Here is a 16,018-nt window from a genome sequence, read left to right on the forward strand (position 1 = left end):
GGGACATCGCGGGGCGAGCGCCCCGCGATGCGTTCGATCAGGTGCGGAAGCGTCGCACCAGTGCATCCAGCTCGTTGGACAGTCCCGCCAGGCTTTCCGAATCCTGACGCGCGGCCTGGGCGAGTTCGGCCACCAGTTGCGCATCGCCATGGATCTGGCTGATGTGGCGATTGATGTCCTCGGCCACCTGATGCTGCTCTTCGGCGGCGGTGGCGATCTGGGTGTTCATGTCGCGGATCACGTCCACCGACTCGCGGATCTGGCCAAAACTGTCGCGGGCCATGCCGATGCGGCTGACCGACTGCTGCGACACTTCGATGCTGGCGTGCATCTGCTCGGCCACTTGCGCGGTGCGGCTGGCCAGGTTACCCAGCAGGCCGTCGATTTCCGCGGTGGAGTCGGCGGTGCGCTTGGCCAGGGCACGGACTTCGTCGGCGACCACGGCAAAGCCTCGACCTTGCTCGCCGGCGCGTGCGGCTTCGATGGCCGCGTTGAGCGCCAGCAGGTTGGTCTGCTCGGCAATCGAGCGGATGGTCCCGAGGATCGACTGGATGGCGTTGCTGTCACGTTCCAACTGCTGGATCGATTGCGCCGATTGCTCGATCTCCTGGCTCAGGCGATCGACGCTTTGTACCGCTGCGTCGATCTGCTGCTGGCCTTCGCGGGCCTGCTGCTGGCCGCTGTCGGCGGACATCGCCGCCTGGCTGCACGAGCGCGCCACTTCGTTGGCGGTGGCGACCATTTCGTGGAAGGCGGTGGAGACCATGTCCACGGCTTCACGCTGGCGACCGGCAGCCTCGGACATGTCGGCCGAGACCCGCGTGGAACTGCTGGAGGTGCTGAGGATTTTGCCCGCTGCCGAGCCGATGTGCTGGATCAGGCTGCGGATGGCACCGAGGAACTGGTTGAACCAGCTGGCCAGCTGTGCGGTTTCGTCACGGCCACGGATTTCCAGGTTGCGGGTCAGGTCGCCTTCGCCTTGGGCGATGTCTTCCAGGCCATTGGTGACGCTGTTGATCGGGCGCACGATGAGCTTGGCGAAGGTGGCGCCGACCACGGCGAACAGGGCGGCCAGCACCAGGGCGACGATACCGATCAGCCAAGTCAGGCGGGTGGTGGTCTGCATCACTTCGCTTTCCTGGATCAGGCCGATGAAGGTCCAGCCCAGTTGCTCGTCGGGATACACGTTGGCCATGTAGCGTTGGCCGCCGATTTCGACCTCGACCAGGCCCTTGCCGGCCTTGGCCAGTTCGGCATAACCCTCGCCGAAGCTCGAGAGCTGCTTGAAATTGTGGCTGGCGTCGCGTGGGTCGACCATCACGTTGCCGTTGCTTTCCACCAGCATCAGGTAGCCGCTATCACCCAGCTTGATCTTCTTGACGATCTCGGTAAGGCCTTTGAGCGATACGTCGATGTTGACTACACCGCCGTTATTGCCGAGCTGGTTGGGTACGCTGCGCACGGTGCTGATCAGGACTGCGTCGTCCGCTGCCCAGTAGTAGGCATTGGTACGCAGGGTCTTGCCGGGGTTGGCCATGGCCAACTGGTACCAGGGACGCGGGCGCGGGTCGTAGTTGACGAATTTCTGCCCTGCCGGCCAGCCGACGTAGCCGCCGTCGGCGACGCCGTAGGAGATGTAGGCGTAGCTGGGGTGCGAGTCGGCCAGGCGCGTGAAGAAGTCGAGCACTTGTGTGGCGCGCTCGCCCAACTCGTAAGACGGATTGGCGCTCATGAACTTGTTGAGTTCGTTGCCGGTGGCGGCGATCAGCGGTTGGGACGCAATGTACTCGACGTTCTGGTCGATGCCTTGGAAGAAGATGTTCATGGCGTTGCCGACCTGGCGGATTTCCCGACTGCTGTTGTCGAGGAAATTGTCGCGTGCTTCACCGCGCAGGTTGAGGATCACCAGGCTGGCGACCAGGACGATGGGCAGGCCGGCGATGACGGCAAAGGCCCAAGTCAATTTTTGCTTGATGTTCATCCACGCTCCCAGTTTCTTCTTTTCATTACGCAAGGCAGGTATTCACTGCATCGGCAAGGGCATGCGGTTTTAAAGGGCAGATGCCGCATTTAGTGGGTGAAGGGCGTATTCGGGCGAAAAAATGTCGTGTTTAGGCTATTACGGCATACCGCATGCTGTTCGAAGGGCGCCGCAGACGTTCAGCGGCAGCAACCGGCTCCGTTGGCCAGGTCCTTGAGGATCGGGCAGTCCGGGCGGTCGTCGCCTTGGCAGTCGGCGACTAGCTCGCCGAGCGTGTCGCGCAGGCTCATCAACTCTTCGATGCGCTGATTGAGTGCGTCGATGTGCTGCATGGCCAGGGCCTTCACATCGGCGCTGGCGCGCTGGCGGTCCTGCCAGAGGGTCAGCAGACGGGCGACCTCATCCAGGGAAAAGCCCAGGTCGCGGGAGCGCTTGATGAACGCCAGACTGTGCAGGTCCTCCTGCTGGTACAGGCGATAGCCGCTGTCGCTGCGCTTGGCTGGGCGCAGCAGGCCGATGGACTCGTAGTAGCGGATCATCTTGGCGCTCAGCCCGCTGTGGCGGGCGGCCTGGCCGATGTTCATGGGGCCTCCGGGTGAGTGTCGGTGGGGCGCCAGGTCTTCAGCCACAGGGCATTGCTTACCACGCTGACACTGGACAGGGCCATGGCGGCGCCGGCCAGTACCGGGTTGAGGTAGCCCAAGGCGGCCAGGGGAATGCCCACCAGGTTGTAGATGAACGCCCAGAACAGGTTCTGGCGGATTTTTGCGTAGGTCTTGCGGCTGATTTCCAGGGCGGCGGGAACCAGGCGCGGGTCGCCGCGCATCAGCGTGATGCCTGCGGCCTGCATGGCCACATCGGTGCCACCGCCCATGGCGATGCCAATATCGGCAGCGGCCAGGGCCGGTGCGTCGTTGATGCCATCCCCGACCATGGCCACCACGCCGTTCTGTTTCAGCAGCGCCACGGTGGCGGCCTTGTCGGCGGGCAGCACTTCGGCGTGCACGTCGTCGATGCCCAGAGCCTTGGCCACCACGGCGGCACTGCCACGGTTGTCGCCGGTCAGCAGGTGGCTGCTGATGCCGCGTGCATGCAGGGCGTCGATGGCCTGGGCGGCGCCGGGCTTGAGGCTGTCGCCGAAGGCGAACAGACCCAGTACCCTGGGCTGTGGGGCTCGTTCGAGCAGCCATGACAGGGTGCGACCTTCGGCCTCCCAGGCCTTGGCGCTGGTGGCCAGGTCGCCGGCCGGGAGCCCGCTTTCGTCGAGCAGGCGGCGGTTGCCCAGGGCCAGTGTGCGGCCTTGTACCTGGCCGGCGATGCCGCGTCCGCTCAACGATTGGCTGTCGCTCACTGTCGGGACGTCCAGGCCACGCTCGGCGCAGGCGTCCAGCACGGCCTTGGCCAAGGGGTGTTCACTGCCCCGTTGCAGCGCACCGGCCAGGCGCAGTGGCTCGTCGTTGTCATTGTGGGTCGATTGCAGATGGACGATGCGTGGGCTGCCCGAGGTCAGGGTGCCGGTTTTGTCGAACACCACCCGGTTCACAGCATGGGCACGTTCCAGGGCTTCGGCGTCCTTGATCAGGATACCGTGGCGAGCGGCCACGCCGGTACCGGCCATGATCGCGGTCGGGGTGGCCAGGCCCAGGGCGCAGGGGCAGGCAATCACCAGCACGGCCACGGCGTTGATCAGCGCGGTCTCGAGCCCCGCCCCGGCCAGCCACCAGCCCAGCAGGGTGAGCAGCGCCAGCCCCAGCACGCTGGGGACGAACACCTGGCTGACCCGATCGACCAGTTTCTGAATCGGCGCCTTGGCGGCCTGGGCATCTTCGACCAGGCGAATGATGCGCGCCAGCACGGTCTCGGCGCCAAGCGCACGGGTCTTGACCAGCAACCGGCCTTCGCCGTTGATTGCCCCGCCGGTGACGGTATCGCCGGGTCGCTTGGGCACCGGCAGGCTTTCACCGCTGATCAGCGCTTCGTCGGCGTGGCTGGAGCCTTCGAGCACGTCGCCATCGACTGGGAAGCGCTCGCCGGGCTTGACCACGACCACATCGTCCAGACGCAACTGGCTGATAGCCACGTCCTCTTCACGCCCGTCGATGATCCGTAGCGCGCGCTCTGGGCGTAGGGCCTCCAGCGCGCGGATAGCGCTCGCCGTCTGGCGCTTGGCACGGCTTTCCAGGTATTTGCCCAGTAACACCAGGGCAATCACCACTGCCGAGGCTTCGAAATACAGGTGTGGCTGCATGCCTGGGTGGGCGCTGGCCCATTGGTAAAGGCTGAGGCCATAGCCGGCGGAGGTGCCCAGGGCCACCAGCAGGTCCATGTTGCCGGTCCCGGCACGCACCGCTTTCCAGGCCGCCACATAGAAGCGTGCGCCGAGGATGAACTGCACCGGGGTGGCCAGCAGGAATTGCACCCAGGCCGGCAGCATCCCGTTCAGGCCGAACGGCTGCGCGAGCATCGGCAGGACCAAGGGCAGTGCCAGCACGAGCGCGGCCGCGACCGTCAGGCGCTCCTTGCGCAGGCGGCGTTGGGTTTGTTGGCGATCATCCTGGTCGTTGTGCGGCAGGCTGGCGCTGTAGCCGGCGTTTTCCACTGCGGCGATCAGTTGGCTGACGTCGATGCCTTGCACGACCTGCACGTGGGCCCGCTCGCTGGCCAGGTTGACACTGACCTGCTCGACCCACGGCAACTTGGCCAAGGCGCGCTCGACGCGGCCGCTACAACTGGCGCAGGTCATGCCGCCAACCGCCAGTTCCAAGGTTTTGCTGGGAACGCTGTAGCCGGCTTCGCGCACGGCGCCGACCAAGGCTGGCAGGCTGTCGGCCGGCGCCTGGACGCGGGCCTGTTCGGTGGCCAGGTTGACACTGACCTGTTCGGTACCGGTGACGTTGCGCAGGGCGCGCTCGACCCGGCCGGCGCAGCTGGCACAGGTCATCCCGCCGATGGGCAGGTCGAAGGTCGTGGATGCGGGCATGGCGCTTTCCTCCGTGGACATGCCAGCAGCATCAACCTTGTCACGTGGTCAAGGTCAATAGCCCAGGCTGGCCCGTTTGAGCACCAGGCCATCATGCCCCATGGCGATTCGGTATTTGTTGATCTGGCCCGCCTGTAGGGTCAGGCGGGTACTGCGTTGGTCCTCTATCCCAGGCGCGCAGCCTGGGGCTTGTCCTGGCAGCAGGCGCAGGCGCACATCCACCGGGCCGGGCGGCAGGTTGAACGAGGTCGCTTGTTCCTGGAACACCCGCCCCGACAGTTGATCGTTGAGGTACACGCCGATTTCACAGGTGGTGGCCACTTCCAGGCGCTCCCGGGAAATGATCAGCACGCTGTAGTCGCTGTTGCCCTCGGCGCTGACCGGCGGCACTACGGCCAGCGTGCCCAGCAGTCCGACGAGGCCCATTGCTGCCCTGATCATGAAGAATCTCCTGCTTGCCAAAATCGTCAAACACGCAGCTTGGCCGAGGCCGGCGCGGATTTCCACCCCGGCAGTTCGCTGCAGAACTTGACCTTGCCCCGATGGCAAGGTCGAAACTGGGCCAAATCCCGAAGGAGGTAACCTCGATGCAAGTATTCAATGTGCAAGGTATGACCTGCGGCCACTGTATCAAGGCCGTGACCCGCGCAGTGCAGGCGCAAGATGCGCAGGCGCAGGTCGAGGTGGACCTGGCGGCGCGGCAGGTGCGGGTGCACAGCGCCCTGGGCGCCGAGCAGCTGCTGGCGGCGATTCGTGAAGAAGGCTACGCCGCGGAGGTCGCGGCAGGCTGATTGGCTGGCACGGTACTGGGGGCACGTCGGGGCAGCGGGGTCGTGCAAATGTTACAAAGGTTTTCGTCGCCGTGGTGTCCGGTGCAGGTAAACTAGCGTACTTGCTTAGCCTGCTATGGATTTTCCATGAACCTGCGAACCCTGCTGATTCTCGGCGCCCTTAGTGCGTTCGGGCCCTTGGCGATCGACTTCTATCTACCGGCTTTCCCGGCCATGGCGCTTGCCTTTGGCACGGATGAGCAGCATGTGCAGACGACTCTTGCGGCCTATTTTCTGGGCCTGTCGCTTGGCCAGTTGGCCTACGGCCCGGTCGCCGATCGCTTTGGCCGACGTATCCCGCTGCTGTGCGGCGTCGGTCTGTTCACCGTGGCCTCGCTGGTTTGTGCCTTTGCGCCTGACCTCGACAGCCTGATTTTGGCGCGTTTTGTCCAGGCCCTGGGAGGCTGTGCGGGCATGGTGTTGTCACGCGCTATCGTCAGCGACAAGTGCGACGCCATCGCCTCGGCCAAAGTGTTCTCCCAACTGATGCTGGTCATGGGCTTGGCGCCGATCCTGGCACCGATGCTGGGGGGCGTGCTGGTGAACCTGGCCGGCTGGCAGTCGATCTTTCTCACCTTGGGCTTGTTCAGTGCTCTGTGCCTGCTGGCAGTGGGCCTGGGCCTGCCGGAGAGCTTGCCGGCCGATGTGCCGCGCCAACCCTTGTCGGGCGCGTTGCGCCAGTACCTGCGTCTGCTCTGCGACAAGGTATTTATCGGGCATGCCCTGACCGGCGGTATCGCCATCGCGGGTATGTTCGCCTACATCGCCGGTTCGCCTTTCGTCTTCATCAAGCTCTATGGCGTGCCGCCTGAGCACTATGGCTGGCTGTTCGGGACCAATGCCGCCGGGTTCATCCTCGTGGCGCAAGTCAACGCGCGCTTGCTCGCCCGTCGGGGGCCTGCCTTCTTGCTGGCGCGGGCCGTGTGGCTGTACTGGGTTGCAGGCCTTGCACTGCTGGCGGTGGCTGCGCTGCGTCCAGCGGCGCTGTGGCCATTGCTGGTGCCGCTGTTCGTGTGTATCGCGAGCCTGGGCTGCATTATTCCCAACGCCTCTGCTTGCGCCATGAACGGGCAGGGTGCCCGGGCAGGCAGTGCTTCGGCGTTGATGGGATGCCTGCAATTCAGTGTCGCGGCCGGGGCCGCGGCGTTGGTCGGCGTGCTGCACGATGGCAGCGCGGTACCCATGGCGCTGGTGATCAGCCTGTGCGGCGCACTGGTGGTCAGTGTTGCAGTGCTGGTCCGGCGCGCTCAGGCCAAGCGGCCTGGGTAAGCGAGTGGGGCGCCTTCAGTCGGCTTTCCAGCAAGCTGACGAAGGCCCTGGCTTCGGCTTCACTGCGAAAGCTGACCCTATGCTGGTCCATCTGCACCAGCCAGGGGCAGTTGGGGTTTCGGTTCGACGCACTGACGACAATCTTCATCGCGATCTACCTCCAGTGAGCAAGCGCCGATGAAGTGTAGCGTGACCTCGGTTACCTGCCATGAGCGCGCTCAGTAGTCTGACTGACGGTCAGTCTTGGGTGGGAGCATTCTGCTTTGCGTGCCTTACTTTAGGTGTCGGGGCGTGAGCAAGGTGTACGCGTGGTGTGGGAAATTTTACGTCGTACGCCAAACGCCTGCTTTAGCGCGGGCTTTTGCTCCGTTCACGCGGGGTTTATGCGAGAAGCCATGTCGAGCGCAACGTTCGGCGGACCACGCGAGTTGGTCGTTTTGCCTACAAAACGCTGTGCAACTCGCGGCTTATACTGCGCCCGACGGCTAGCGCAAGCCCGAGGCATTTCCCCCTCATCGCACACGGCGATTGCTGCGTAACGGCAGAATGAGTCGCGCCTACTGTCATGGCAACCAGACGATAACTCTCAGGGATTAGAGCATTCATGAATGCAGTCAACAGCATCACTCGGGTCGCTGGCATGATGGCCGACCCAAAACGCAGCGCCATGCTCTGGGCGCTCATCGATGGCGCGCCCCGTGCGGCGGACGAGCTGGCCATCACCACCGGCTTGAGCACCTCTTCGGCGTGCATGCACCTTTCACTGCTGGCCACCGCCGGCTTGTTGCGTATCGAGGTGCGTGGGCGCAAACGCCATTTCCGCCTGGCGACGCCGGAAGTCGGTGCCGCGGTCGAGGCCTTGGCCAGTATTCAGTTGGCCAACCGACACGGTGAGCGTGCCCACTCACCGTTGCAGATACCCGTTTCCATGCGCAAGGCCCGGCGGTGCGGCGATCATCTGGGTGGCGAGATTGCCGCGCAGCTGCTCCAGCGCTTGCTGGCGGCTGGCTGGCTGGAGGGCGAACCGCACCACCTGAATGTCAGCCCGCAGGGCCGGGTGCAATTGGAGGCACTGGGGGTGTTCACCGACTCGTTGGCACCCGGACAGCCGCGCGGCTGCACGCTCTGTCACTGTAGTGAATGGAGCGACCAGGGGCCGCACCTGGGCGGAAGCCTGGGGTATGCGTTGCTCAAGTTGTTCATCCAGTCGGGCTGGGTGCATGAGCAGGAAGAAAGCCGGGCGGTACGCGTGGTACCGCTCGGCGTCCGACAGATCGCGGCGATTGCCCGGTTGCCGAACCGACAGGTGGGTTAACGCACCAGGCGGGCGTCCAGGCTGTTTTGCGCCAGTCGGCGAGCCTGGTCCTGGGTCATGCCCAGGTGCTCGTGCAAGGCGTGGAAGTTCTCCGTCACATAGCCGCCGAAGTAGGCCGGATCGTCCGAGTTGACCGTGACCTTCACGCCACGTTCGAGCATGTCGAGGATGTTGTGCTGGCTCATGTGGTCGAACACGCACAGCTTGGTGTTGGACAGTGGGCAGACGGTCAGCGGAATCTGCTCGTCGATGATGCGTCGCATCAGGCGCTCGTCCTCGATGGCGCGTACGCCATGGTCGATACGCTGGATCTTGAGCAGGTCGAGTGCTTCCCAGATGTATTCGGGCGGGCCCTCTTCGCCTGCGTGGGCGACGGTCAGGAAGCCCTCGCTGCGGGCGCGGTCGAAGACACGCTGGAACTTGCTGGGCGGGTGGCCTTTTTCTGAGCTGTCCAGGCCGACGGCAACGAAGGCATCGCGAAATGGCAGGGCTTGGTCGAGGGTTTTTTGCGCTTCGTCCTCGCTCAGGTGGCGCAGGAAGCTCAAGATCAATCCGCTGCCGACGCCCAATTGCTCACGGCCATCCTTGAGCGCCTGGGTAATGCCGGTGAGCACCACTTCGAAGGGGATGCCGCGGTCGGTGTGGGTCTGCGGGTCGAAGAAGGGCTCGGTGTGGATCACGTTCTGTGCCTTGCAGCGTTGCAGGTAGGCCCACGTCAGGTCGTAGAAGTCCTGCTCGGTGCGCAGCACGTCGGCACCTTGGTAGTAGAGGTCGAGGAACTCTTGCAGGTTGTTGAAGGCATAGGCGGCGCGCAGTGTTTCCACGTCAGCCCAGGGCAGTGCGATGTTGTTGCGTTCGGCCAGGGCGAACAACAGTTCGGGTTCGAGTGAACCCTCCAGGTGCATGTGCAGTTCCGCCTTGGGCAAGGCGTTCAGCCATTCATACATGTGTATAAGTCTCGATCAGGTACGGTTGAGCGACATTCTACAGGGCCTGGCCGGGCAATGCGCCCGCTCAGGCCCTTGTCGTTCGACCGACGATCCGAGCGCTTATGCCGTTGGCGGCTTACCAGGCGAGGCTTTCACCCTTGTAGTTGATGAAGCGCAGGCCGCCTTTGCCGCTGTGCGCCTTGATCTGTTCGAGCATGCCGCGGGTGCTGGTGAGGACGTCGATCTCGGCGTTCTCGCCCCCCATGTCGGTCTTCACCCAGCCGGGGTGCATGGCCAATACGCACAGGTCGGGGCGCTGTAGTTGAACCACGAAACTGTTGATCATCGAGTTGAGTGCGGCCTTGCTGGCTTTGTACAGGCAGATCTCGCCGCCGTCGGGAATGCCCACGCTGCCCAGGATCGAACTCATGAAGGCGAGTACACCACTGCCCTGACGCAGCTGGTCGGACAGGCGCTGGGCGACGCGGATCGGTGCTACGGCGTTGGTGAAGAACAGATCGCCGACGTCTCCGACACTCACGGCTTCCAGGTCTTGGGGCAGTGGACCCATGACGCCCGCGTTGACGAATAAAAGGTCGAACACCTCGCCCTGCAAACGCTGCTTGAGGCCGTCAAGCTGTGCGGTGTCGTTCATTTCCAGGCGTTCGATGCGAACCCCCGGCACCTCGGCGAGGGCGCCGGGATTTTGCGGGTCGCGAACGGTGGCGATGATGTTCCAGCCATCTTCGTGCAGGCGTTGCACCAGGCCCAGGCCGAGGCCTCGGGAGGCGCCGATGATCAACGCGGTCTTGTGTTCGGTCATTGCGATGTTCCTTGAAGATTTTCGGGGCGAAGTGGGCGGGCCTGCACGAGGCGTTGGCGAAGTTCGCCGCGTAATTCAGGGCCAGTTGGCCGATTCGCAGGGTGGTGGCCTCGCAGATTAGCGGGCTTGACCTTGGAGGATACCCCAGGCTTTAGCCTTGCGCTTTCTTTGATCGCAGGGGGCTTGGTACTTGAACTGTTCTGTGCGGTGCTGAAGTGCTGGCCTAAGGCACGCTTGGTTGAACAAAAAATGATCAACGGCGCCTGAGCCCCGCATTCGCTGGGGGGCAGCGCGTTGTTCAACGGGTTATCCACAGGCTGCTCCACAGTTACTGTGAGCAAGCATGAAGGCCGGAAAAGGGCGCTATCTAGCGGTTTGCGACTAGTCGGCTGGGGATAACTCACTGATCCTGCGTGGTTTAAGCGGCTGTCACCTAACTCTGATCAAAATATGCTCAATACGCTGAAAGCCTTGTAGTACAAGACCTGCGTCGAAAAGCCCAAAGCTTATCCACAAGCACGCCCACAGGAGTTGTGGGCAAGCCTCAGCGCCGTTCCAGCAGGATCCGACCGCGGCTCAGGTCAGCCAGCTGTTGTTGCAGGCTGTCCAGGTGGGTATCGCCTAGGGCGATGTGCAAATCCACGCCGTTGGCAGTGAATTGCTCATCCAGTATCAGGCCGTCCACTTCGGCCAGGCGCAGCTTGACCAGGGCCAGTTCACTGAAACTGCAACTGCAACTGAACTCGCTGCGTTGCACTAGCAGTCGCTTTGGGGCCTGTTGCAGGCATTTGTTGGCGCCGCCGCCGTAGGCTCGCGCCAGGCCGCCGGTGCCCAGTTGGATGCCGCCGTACCAGCGGATGACCAGCACCACCACTTGATCGCAGTCCTGGGCCTCGATGGCTGCGAGGATCGGCCGTCCGGCCGTACCGCCTGGCTCGCCATCGTCGCTGCTGCGGTATTGGGCACCGAGCTTCCACGCCCAGCAATTGTGCGTGGCCGCCAGGTCGCTGTGGCGTTCGATGAAGGCCATGGCCTCGGCAGGGCTGCTGATCGGGCCGGCGAGGGTGATGAAGCGGCTCTTGCGGATCTCCTCGCGGAATTCGCAGAGCTCGAGCAGGGTAGAAGGCATAGGTCCGAATCAGGCGGGCGGGGTGATGCCGCAGCCTTTGAGAATGATGTGGATAAGGTTGTTGCTGGCGTCTTCCATGTCCTGCTTGGTCAAGCGGCTGCGGCCGGTGACCTGGCAGATCTGGGTGGCGAAGTCGGCATAGTGCTGGGTGCTGCCCCAGAGCAGGAAGATAAGGTGCACGGGATCGACCCGGTCCATCTTGCCAGCCTCCATCCAGGCTTCGAACACCGCAGCCCGTCCACGGAACCACTCGCGGTAATCGGCGCTGAAATATTCGGTCAGGCACTCGCCGCCGCTAATCACTTCCATGGCAAAGATCCGCGAGGCCTGCGGGTTGCGTCGAGAGAATTCCATCTTTGTGCGGATGTACTGGCTCAGCGCTTGGGCGGGGTCGTCGTCGGCGTTCAGGGCGTTGAAGGTGCTGTCCCACAGTTCGATGATGTTGCTCAGAACGGCGATGTACAGGCCGAGCTTGTTGGTGAAGTAGTAATGCAGGTTGGCCTTGGGCAGGTTGGCCTTGAGCGCGATGGTATTCATGCTCGTACCCTTGTAGCCGTGGCGGGCGAACTCGTCCTCGGCGGCCTGGATGATGGCCTGTTCGTTCTTCTGGCGGATGCGGCCGGCGGGCTTGCCCGAGGCCAGGAGGCGATGCGCAGGGACTTCTAGGGTCATGGACGATTCCGTACAGGGTCGGTGGCAACGGATGTCGGACAGATTACCTGCCTGTGCTGAAGTAACAAGCGTTTGCGTCAGAGACAGGCATCAGCGTGTCGCGGCCAGACTGTCGAGGAAGCTTTCCAGCACCAGGTTGGGTCGCCGCCCTTTGCGCGTCACCCAGCTCAGGCTCAGGTCGTAGAAGCGCTGAGTGGGCTTGAGTGCGCGCAAGCGGCCTTGTTGCACCCAAACACTGGCGTAGTGGTCGGGCAGGTAGCCGATATAGCGCCCGGTGAGGATGAGGAATGCCATGCCCTCGCGGTCCGAGGCACTGGCCGTGCAGCGCAGTGCCTGGTAGTGCGCCTGGATCTCAGCTGGCAGGCGGAAGGTGGGGGCAATGGCATCCTGGCTGTTGAGACGCAGGTCATCGATCTGATGGTCATCGGCATAGAAAAGCGGGTGGCCGACCGCGCAATAGAGCAGCGAGCGTTCGCTGTACAGCGGCTGGTATTCCAGGCCCGAGAGCGGGCTGGTCTGCGGTACGACACCGACGTGCAAGCTGCCGTCGAGCACACCTTGCTCGACCTGGCTGGGGGCGATCATGCGGATCTGGATGCGTACATCTGGACCGCGATCCTTGAGCTCGGCCAGGGCGTGGGTAATGCGCATGTGTGGCAGGGTCACCAGGTTGTCGGTCAGGCCGATGTTGAGTTCACCGCGCAGGTGCTGGTGCAGTCCGTTGACTTCGGTGCGAAAGCTTTCCAGAGCGCCGAGCAATTGCAAGGCCGAGTGGTACACCTCGCGGCCTTCCTCCGTCAGTGAAAAACCGGCGCGCCCGCGCTGGCAAAGACGCAGGCCCAGTCGCTGCTCGAGGTCGTTCATCTGCTGGCTGATGGCCGAGCGGCCGATGCCCAGTACGCTCTCGGCGGCAGAGAATCCACCGCATTCGACCACGCTGCGGTAGATCTTCAGCAAGCGGATATCGAAATCACTGACTTGGGCGAGGGCATCGGGGCGTCGGCTCATCTGTTTAGCCTGTAACTGACTGAAGGTTAGAAATGTTGGGTTTTCCAGACTTTATCGCCGTGCCAATACTAGCTGCAACAACATCCATCGTTGCTTAGTCGTATTCCGAGGAACCGCCGATGAACATGCCTGAAACCGACCACGCCAGTCTGGCCAGCCAGCTCAAGCTGGACGCCCACTGGATGCCCTACACCGCCAACCGTAACTTCCAGCGCGATCCGCGCCTTATCGTGGCGGCGCAAGGCAATATCTTGGTCGATGACAAAGGGCGCAAGGTGTTCGATGCCCTGTCGGGCCTCTGGACTTGCGGCGCAGGGCATACCCGCAAGGAAATCAGCGAGGCGGTCGCACGTCAGGTGGCGACCCTCGATTACTCGCCTGCCTTCCAGTTCGGCCACCCCCTGTCGTTCCAACTGGCTGAAAAAATCGCCAACCTGGTCCCAGGCGATTTGAACCATGTGTTCTTCACCAACTCCGGGTCCGAGTGCGCCGACACCGCGCTGAAAATGGTGCGTGCCTACTGGCGCCTGAAGGGGCAGGCCACCAAGACCAAGATCATTGGGCGTGCCCGTGGTTATCACGGTGTCAATATCGCCGGCACCAGCCTGGGAGGCGTCAACGGCAACCGCAAGATGTTCGGCCAACTGCTGGATGTCGATCACCTACCGCATACCGTGCTGCCGGCCAACGCCTTCAGTAAGGGGTTGCCGGAGGAGGGCGGGATTGCGCTGGCAGACGAAATGCTCAAGCTGATCGAGCTGCACGACGCATCTAACATCGCTGCTGTCATCGTCGAGCCGTTGGCCGGCTCAGCAGGCGTGCTACCCCCGCCCAAGGGCTATCTGAAGCGTTTGCGCGAGATCTGCACCCAACACAACATCCTGCTGATCTTCGACGAGGTGATCACCGGTTTCGGCCGTATGGGCGCAATGACCGGTGCCGAGGCTTTCGGCGTGACCCCGGACCTGATGTGTATTGCCAAGCAGGTGACCAACGGCGCCATCCCGATGGGCGCGGTGATCGCCACCGGCGAGATCTATCAGACCTTCATGAATCAGCCGACCCCCGAATATGCCGTGGAATTCCCGCACGGTTACACCTATTCGGCGCATCCGGTGGCCTGCGCGGCAGGTATCGCTGCGCTGGACCTGCTACAGAAGGAAAACCTGGTGCAATCGGCGGCCGAGCTTGCGCCGCATTTCGAGACCCTGCTGCATGGCATCAAGGGCACGAAGAACGTTGTCGACATTCGTAACTATGGCTTGGCTGGCGCTATCCAGATCGCCGCCCGCGACGGTGATGCGATCGTGCGTCCCTACGAGGCGGCCATGAAATTGTGGCAGGCCGGCTTCTATGTACGTTTCGGTGGCGACACCTTGCAGTTCGGGCCTACTTTCAATACCCAGCCGCAAGAGCTGGACCGCCTGTTCGACGCTGTGGGCGAAGCCCTGAACAAGGTCGACTGACTTTTCCGATTTTGACGTCGGGCGCGTAAACCTCGCGCCCGCCTTCACCTTCTTTATAGGGAGTTCTGCATGAGCATCGTTCAGCACCTGATCCACGGCGAGTTGGTTACCAAAGGCGAGCGCACCGCCGATGTGTTCAACCCATCCACCGGCCAGGCCGTACGCAAGGTCGAGCTGGCCAGTCGTGCGACTATCCAGCAGGCCATCGATTCGGCCAAGGCGGCCTTCCCGGCCTGGCGCAACACACCACCGGCCAAGCGTGCCCAGGTGATGTTCCGCTTCAAGCAACTGCTGGAGCAGAACGAAGCGAAGATCTCGCAGATGATCAGCGAGGAGCATGGCAAGACGCTGGAAGACGCGGCGGGTGAACTCAAGCGCGGTATCGAGAACGTCGAGTTCGCGTGCGCTGCCCCGGAGTTGCTCAAGGGTGAGTACAGCCGCAATGTCGGCCCGAACATCGATGCGTGGTCCGACTTCCAGCCGCTGGGCGTGGTCGCCGGCATCACCCCGTTCAACTTCCCGGCCATGGTGCCGCTGTGGATGTACCCGCTGGCCATCGCCTGTGGCAACGCGTTCATCCTGAAACCGTCCGAGCGTGACCCGAGTTCGACCCTGTTCATCGCCCAGCTACTGCTGGAGGCTGGCCTGCCAAAAGGCATCCTCAATGTGGTGCATGGCGACAAGGAAGCGGTGGATGCGCTGATCGAGGCGCCAGAGGTTAAAGCCCTGAGCTTCGTTGGCTCGACGCCGATCGCCGAGTACATCTATGCCGAGGGCACCAAGCGCGGCAAGCGTGTGCAGGCTCTGGGTGGTGCGAAGAACCATGCGGTGCTGATGCCTGACGCTGACCTGGACAATGCGGTCAGTGCGCTGATGGGGGCTGCCTACGGCTCCTGTGGCGAACGCTGCATGGCGATCTCGGTCGCTGTATGCGTGGGTGACCAGGTGGCGGATGCGCTGATTGCCAAGCTTGAGCCGCAGATCAAGGCGCTGAAGATCGGTGCAGGTACTTCCTGTGGCCTGGACATGGGGCCGTTGGTGACGGCTGCTGCCCGTGACAAGGTGCTTGGCTACATCGACGACGGTGTGGCTGCGGGGGCCAGACTGGTGGTCGACGGTCGCGGTCTGCGCGTAGCAGGCAATGAAGATGGCTATTTCGTGGGGGGCACCTTGTTCGACAACGTTACTCCAGACATGCGCATCTATAAGGAAGAGATCTTCGGCCCAGTGCTGTGCGTGGTGCGCGTGAGCAGCCTGGAGCAGGCCATGCAGTTGATCAACGAGCATGAATACGGTAACGGCACCTGCATCTTCACCCGCGACGGTGAAGCGGCGCGCCTGTTCTGCGACGAGATCGAAGTGGGTATGGTGGGTGTGAACGTGCCGCTGCCGGTGCCTGTGAGCTACCACAGTTTCGGTGGCTGGAAGCGTTCGCTGTTCGGCGACCTGCATGCGTACGGGCCGGATGGTGTGCGCTTCTATACCCGCCGTAAGGCAATCACTCAGCGCTGGCCGCAGCGGGCCAGCCATGAGGCATCGCAGTTCGCCTTCCCGAGCCTGTAACGGGCAAGAATGGGTATAAAGCGGGGAGGCCGACAGGCCTCCCCGCTTTGTTT

General features: G+C 63.1%; 15 protein-coding genes and 1 pseudogene. 5 read left to right on the forward strand and 11 right to left on the reverse strand.

The window, feature by feature from the left end; all coding sequences use genetic code 11:
- Positions 1-37 precede the first annotated feature (37 nt).
- The 5 genes and pseudogenes from FEM01_RS24825 to FEM01_RS20325 all read right to left on the reverse strand — a co-directional run bounded on the left by FEM01_RS24825 (position 38) and on the right by FEM01_RS20325 (position 5,402).
- Entirely contained in the window at positions 38-805 is a 768-nt protein-coding gene (locus FEM01_RS24825; RefSeq protein ID WP_431188616.1) for a methyl-accepting chemotaxis protein, read from the reverse strand.
- Positions 806-895: 90 nt separating this feature from the next.
- Positions 896-1,981, reverse strand: a pseudogene (locus FEM01_RS24830) (HAMP domain-containing protein); the annotation flags it as partial.
- A gap of 179 nt (positions 1,982-2,160) precedes the next feature.
- The gene (gene cueR, locus FEM01_RS20315; protein WP_138221263.1) at positions 2,161-2,565 is read right to left on the reverse strand and encodes a Cu(I)-responsive transcriptional regulator; all 405 of its coding nucleotides are present in this window, start codon (positions 2,563-2,565) and stop codon (positions 2,161-2,163) included.
- The gene (locus FEM01_RS20320; RefSeq protein ID WP_138221264.1) at positions 2,562-4,961 is read right to left on the reverse strand and encodes a heavy metal translocating P-type ATPase; all 2,400 of its coding nucleotides are present in this window, start codon (positions 4,959-4,961) and stop codon (positions 2,562-2,564) included. Before FEM01_RS20320 ends, cueR begins: the two co-directional genes overlap by 4 nt.
- Before the next feature lie 54 nt (positions 4,962-5,015).
- A complete protein-coding gene (locus FEM01_RS20325; protein ID WP_138221265.1) occupies positions 5,016-5,402 on the reverse strand; it encodes a hypothetical protein in 387 nt (128 codons plus the stop codon).
- A 146-nt stretch (positions 5,403-5,548) separates the two neighbouring features.
- Here FEM01_RS20325 and FEM01_RS20330 point away from each other — a divergent pair, with 146 nt between their 5' ends.
- Both FEM01_RS20330 and FEM01_RS20335 read left to right on the forward strand, forming a co-directional pair.
- Positions 5,549-5,752 (forward strand): heavy-metal-associated domain-containing protein, encoded by a 204-nt coding sequence (locus tag FEM01_RS20330; RefSeq protein WP_138221266.1) that lies wholly within the window; start codon positions 5,549-5,551, stop codon positions 5,750-5,752.
- 126 nt (positions 5,753-5,878) lie between these two features.
- Positions 5,879-7,060: a multidrug effflux MFS transporter gene (locus tag FEM01_RS20335; protein ID WP_138221267.1), complete on the forward strand. Its 1,182-nt coding sequence runs from the start codon at positions 5,879-5,881 to the stop codon at positions 7,058-7,060.
- Here FEM01_RS20335 and FEM01_RS24445 read toward each other — a convergent pair.
- Positions 7,011-7,208 carry a hypothetical protein gene (locus tag FEM01_RS24445; RefSeq protein WP_138221268.1) on the reverse strand — a complete coding sequence of 66 codons (198 nt, stop codon included), beginning with the start codon at positions 7,206-7,208 and terminating at the stop codon, positions 7,011-7,013. The genes FEM01_RS20335 and FEM01_RS24445 overlap by 50 nt on opposite strands.
- A gap of 456 nt (positions 7,209-7,664) precedes the next feature.
- On the opposite strand from FEM01_RS24445, the gene FEM01_RS20345 reads away from it, so the two are divergent.
- Positions 7,665-8,375, forward strand: coding sequence for an ArsR/SmtB family transcription factor (locus tag FEM01_RS20345; RefSeq protein WP_138221269.1), 711 nt, complete (start codon positions 7,665-7,667; stop codon positions 8,373-8,375).
- On the opposite strand, the gene FEM01_RS20350 is transcribed toward FEM01_RS20345, so the two are convergent.
- The 5 genes from FEM01_RS20350 to FEM01_RS20370 form a co-directional block, all read right to left on the reverse strand.
- A complete protein-coding gene (locus FEM01_RS20350) occupies positions 8,372-9,322 on the reverse strand; it encodes an adenosine deaminase (RefSeq protein ID WP_138221270.1) in 951 nt (316 codons plus the stop codon). The genes FEM01_RS20345 and FEM01_RS20350 overlap by 4 nt on opposite strands.
- A 118-nt stretch (positions 9,323-9,440) precedes the next feature.
- Positions 9,441-10,127 (reverse strand): SDR family oxidoreductase, encoded by a 687-nt coding sequence (locus FEM01_RS20355; protein ID WP_138221271.1) that lies wholly within the window; start codon positions 10,125-10,127, stop codon positions 9,441-9,443.
- Between the two features lie 544 nt (positions 10,128-10,671).
- Entirely contained in the window at positions 10,672-11,256 is a 585-nt protein-coding gene (locus FEM01_RS20360) for an IMPACT family protein (RefSeq protein WP_138221272.1), read from the reverse strand.
- Between the two features lie 9 nt (positions 11,257-11,265).
- Entirely contained in the window at positions 11,266-11,928 is a 663-nt protein-coding gene (locus FEM01_RS20365) for a TetR/AcrR family transcriptional regulator (protein ID WP_138221273.1), read from the reverse strand.
- A 90-nt stretch (positions 11,929-12,018) separates the two neighbouring features.
- Entirely contained in the window at positions 12,019-12,936 is a 918-nt protein-coding gene (locus tag FEM01_RS20370; RefSeq protein ID WP_138221274.1) for a LysR family transcriptional regulator, read from the reverse strand.
- 119 nt (positions 12,937-13,055) lie between these two features.
- Here FEM01_RS20370 and FEM01_RS20375 point away from each other — a divergent pair, with 119 nt between their 5' ends.
- Entirely contained in the window at positions 13,056-14,402 is a 1,347-nt protein-coding gene (locus FEM01_RS20375) for an aspartate aminotransferase family protein (protein WP_138221275.1), read from the forward strand.
- Positions 14,403-14,471: 69 nt separating this feature from the next.
- The gene (locus FEM01_RS20380; RefSeq protein WP_138221276.1) at positions 14,472-15,965 is read left to right on the forward strand and encodes a CoA-acylating methylmalonate-semialdehyde dehydrogenase; all 1,494 of its coding nucleotides are present in this window, start codon (positions 14,472-14,474) and stop codon (positions 15,963-15,965) included.
- The last annotated feature ends 53 nt before the right edge of the window (positions 15,966-16,018 follow it).

This window comes from Pseudomonas mosselii (assembly GCF_005796105.1).
Classification (GTDB): Bacteria; Pseudomonadota; Gammaproteobacteria; order Pseudomonadales; family Pseudomonadaceae; genus Aquipseudomonas; species Aquipseudomonas mosselii_C.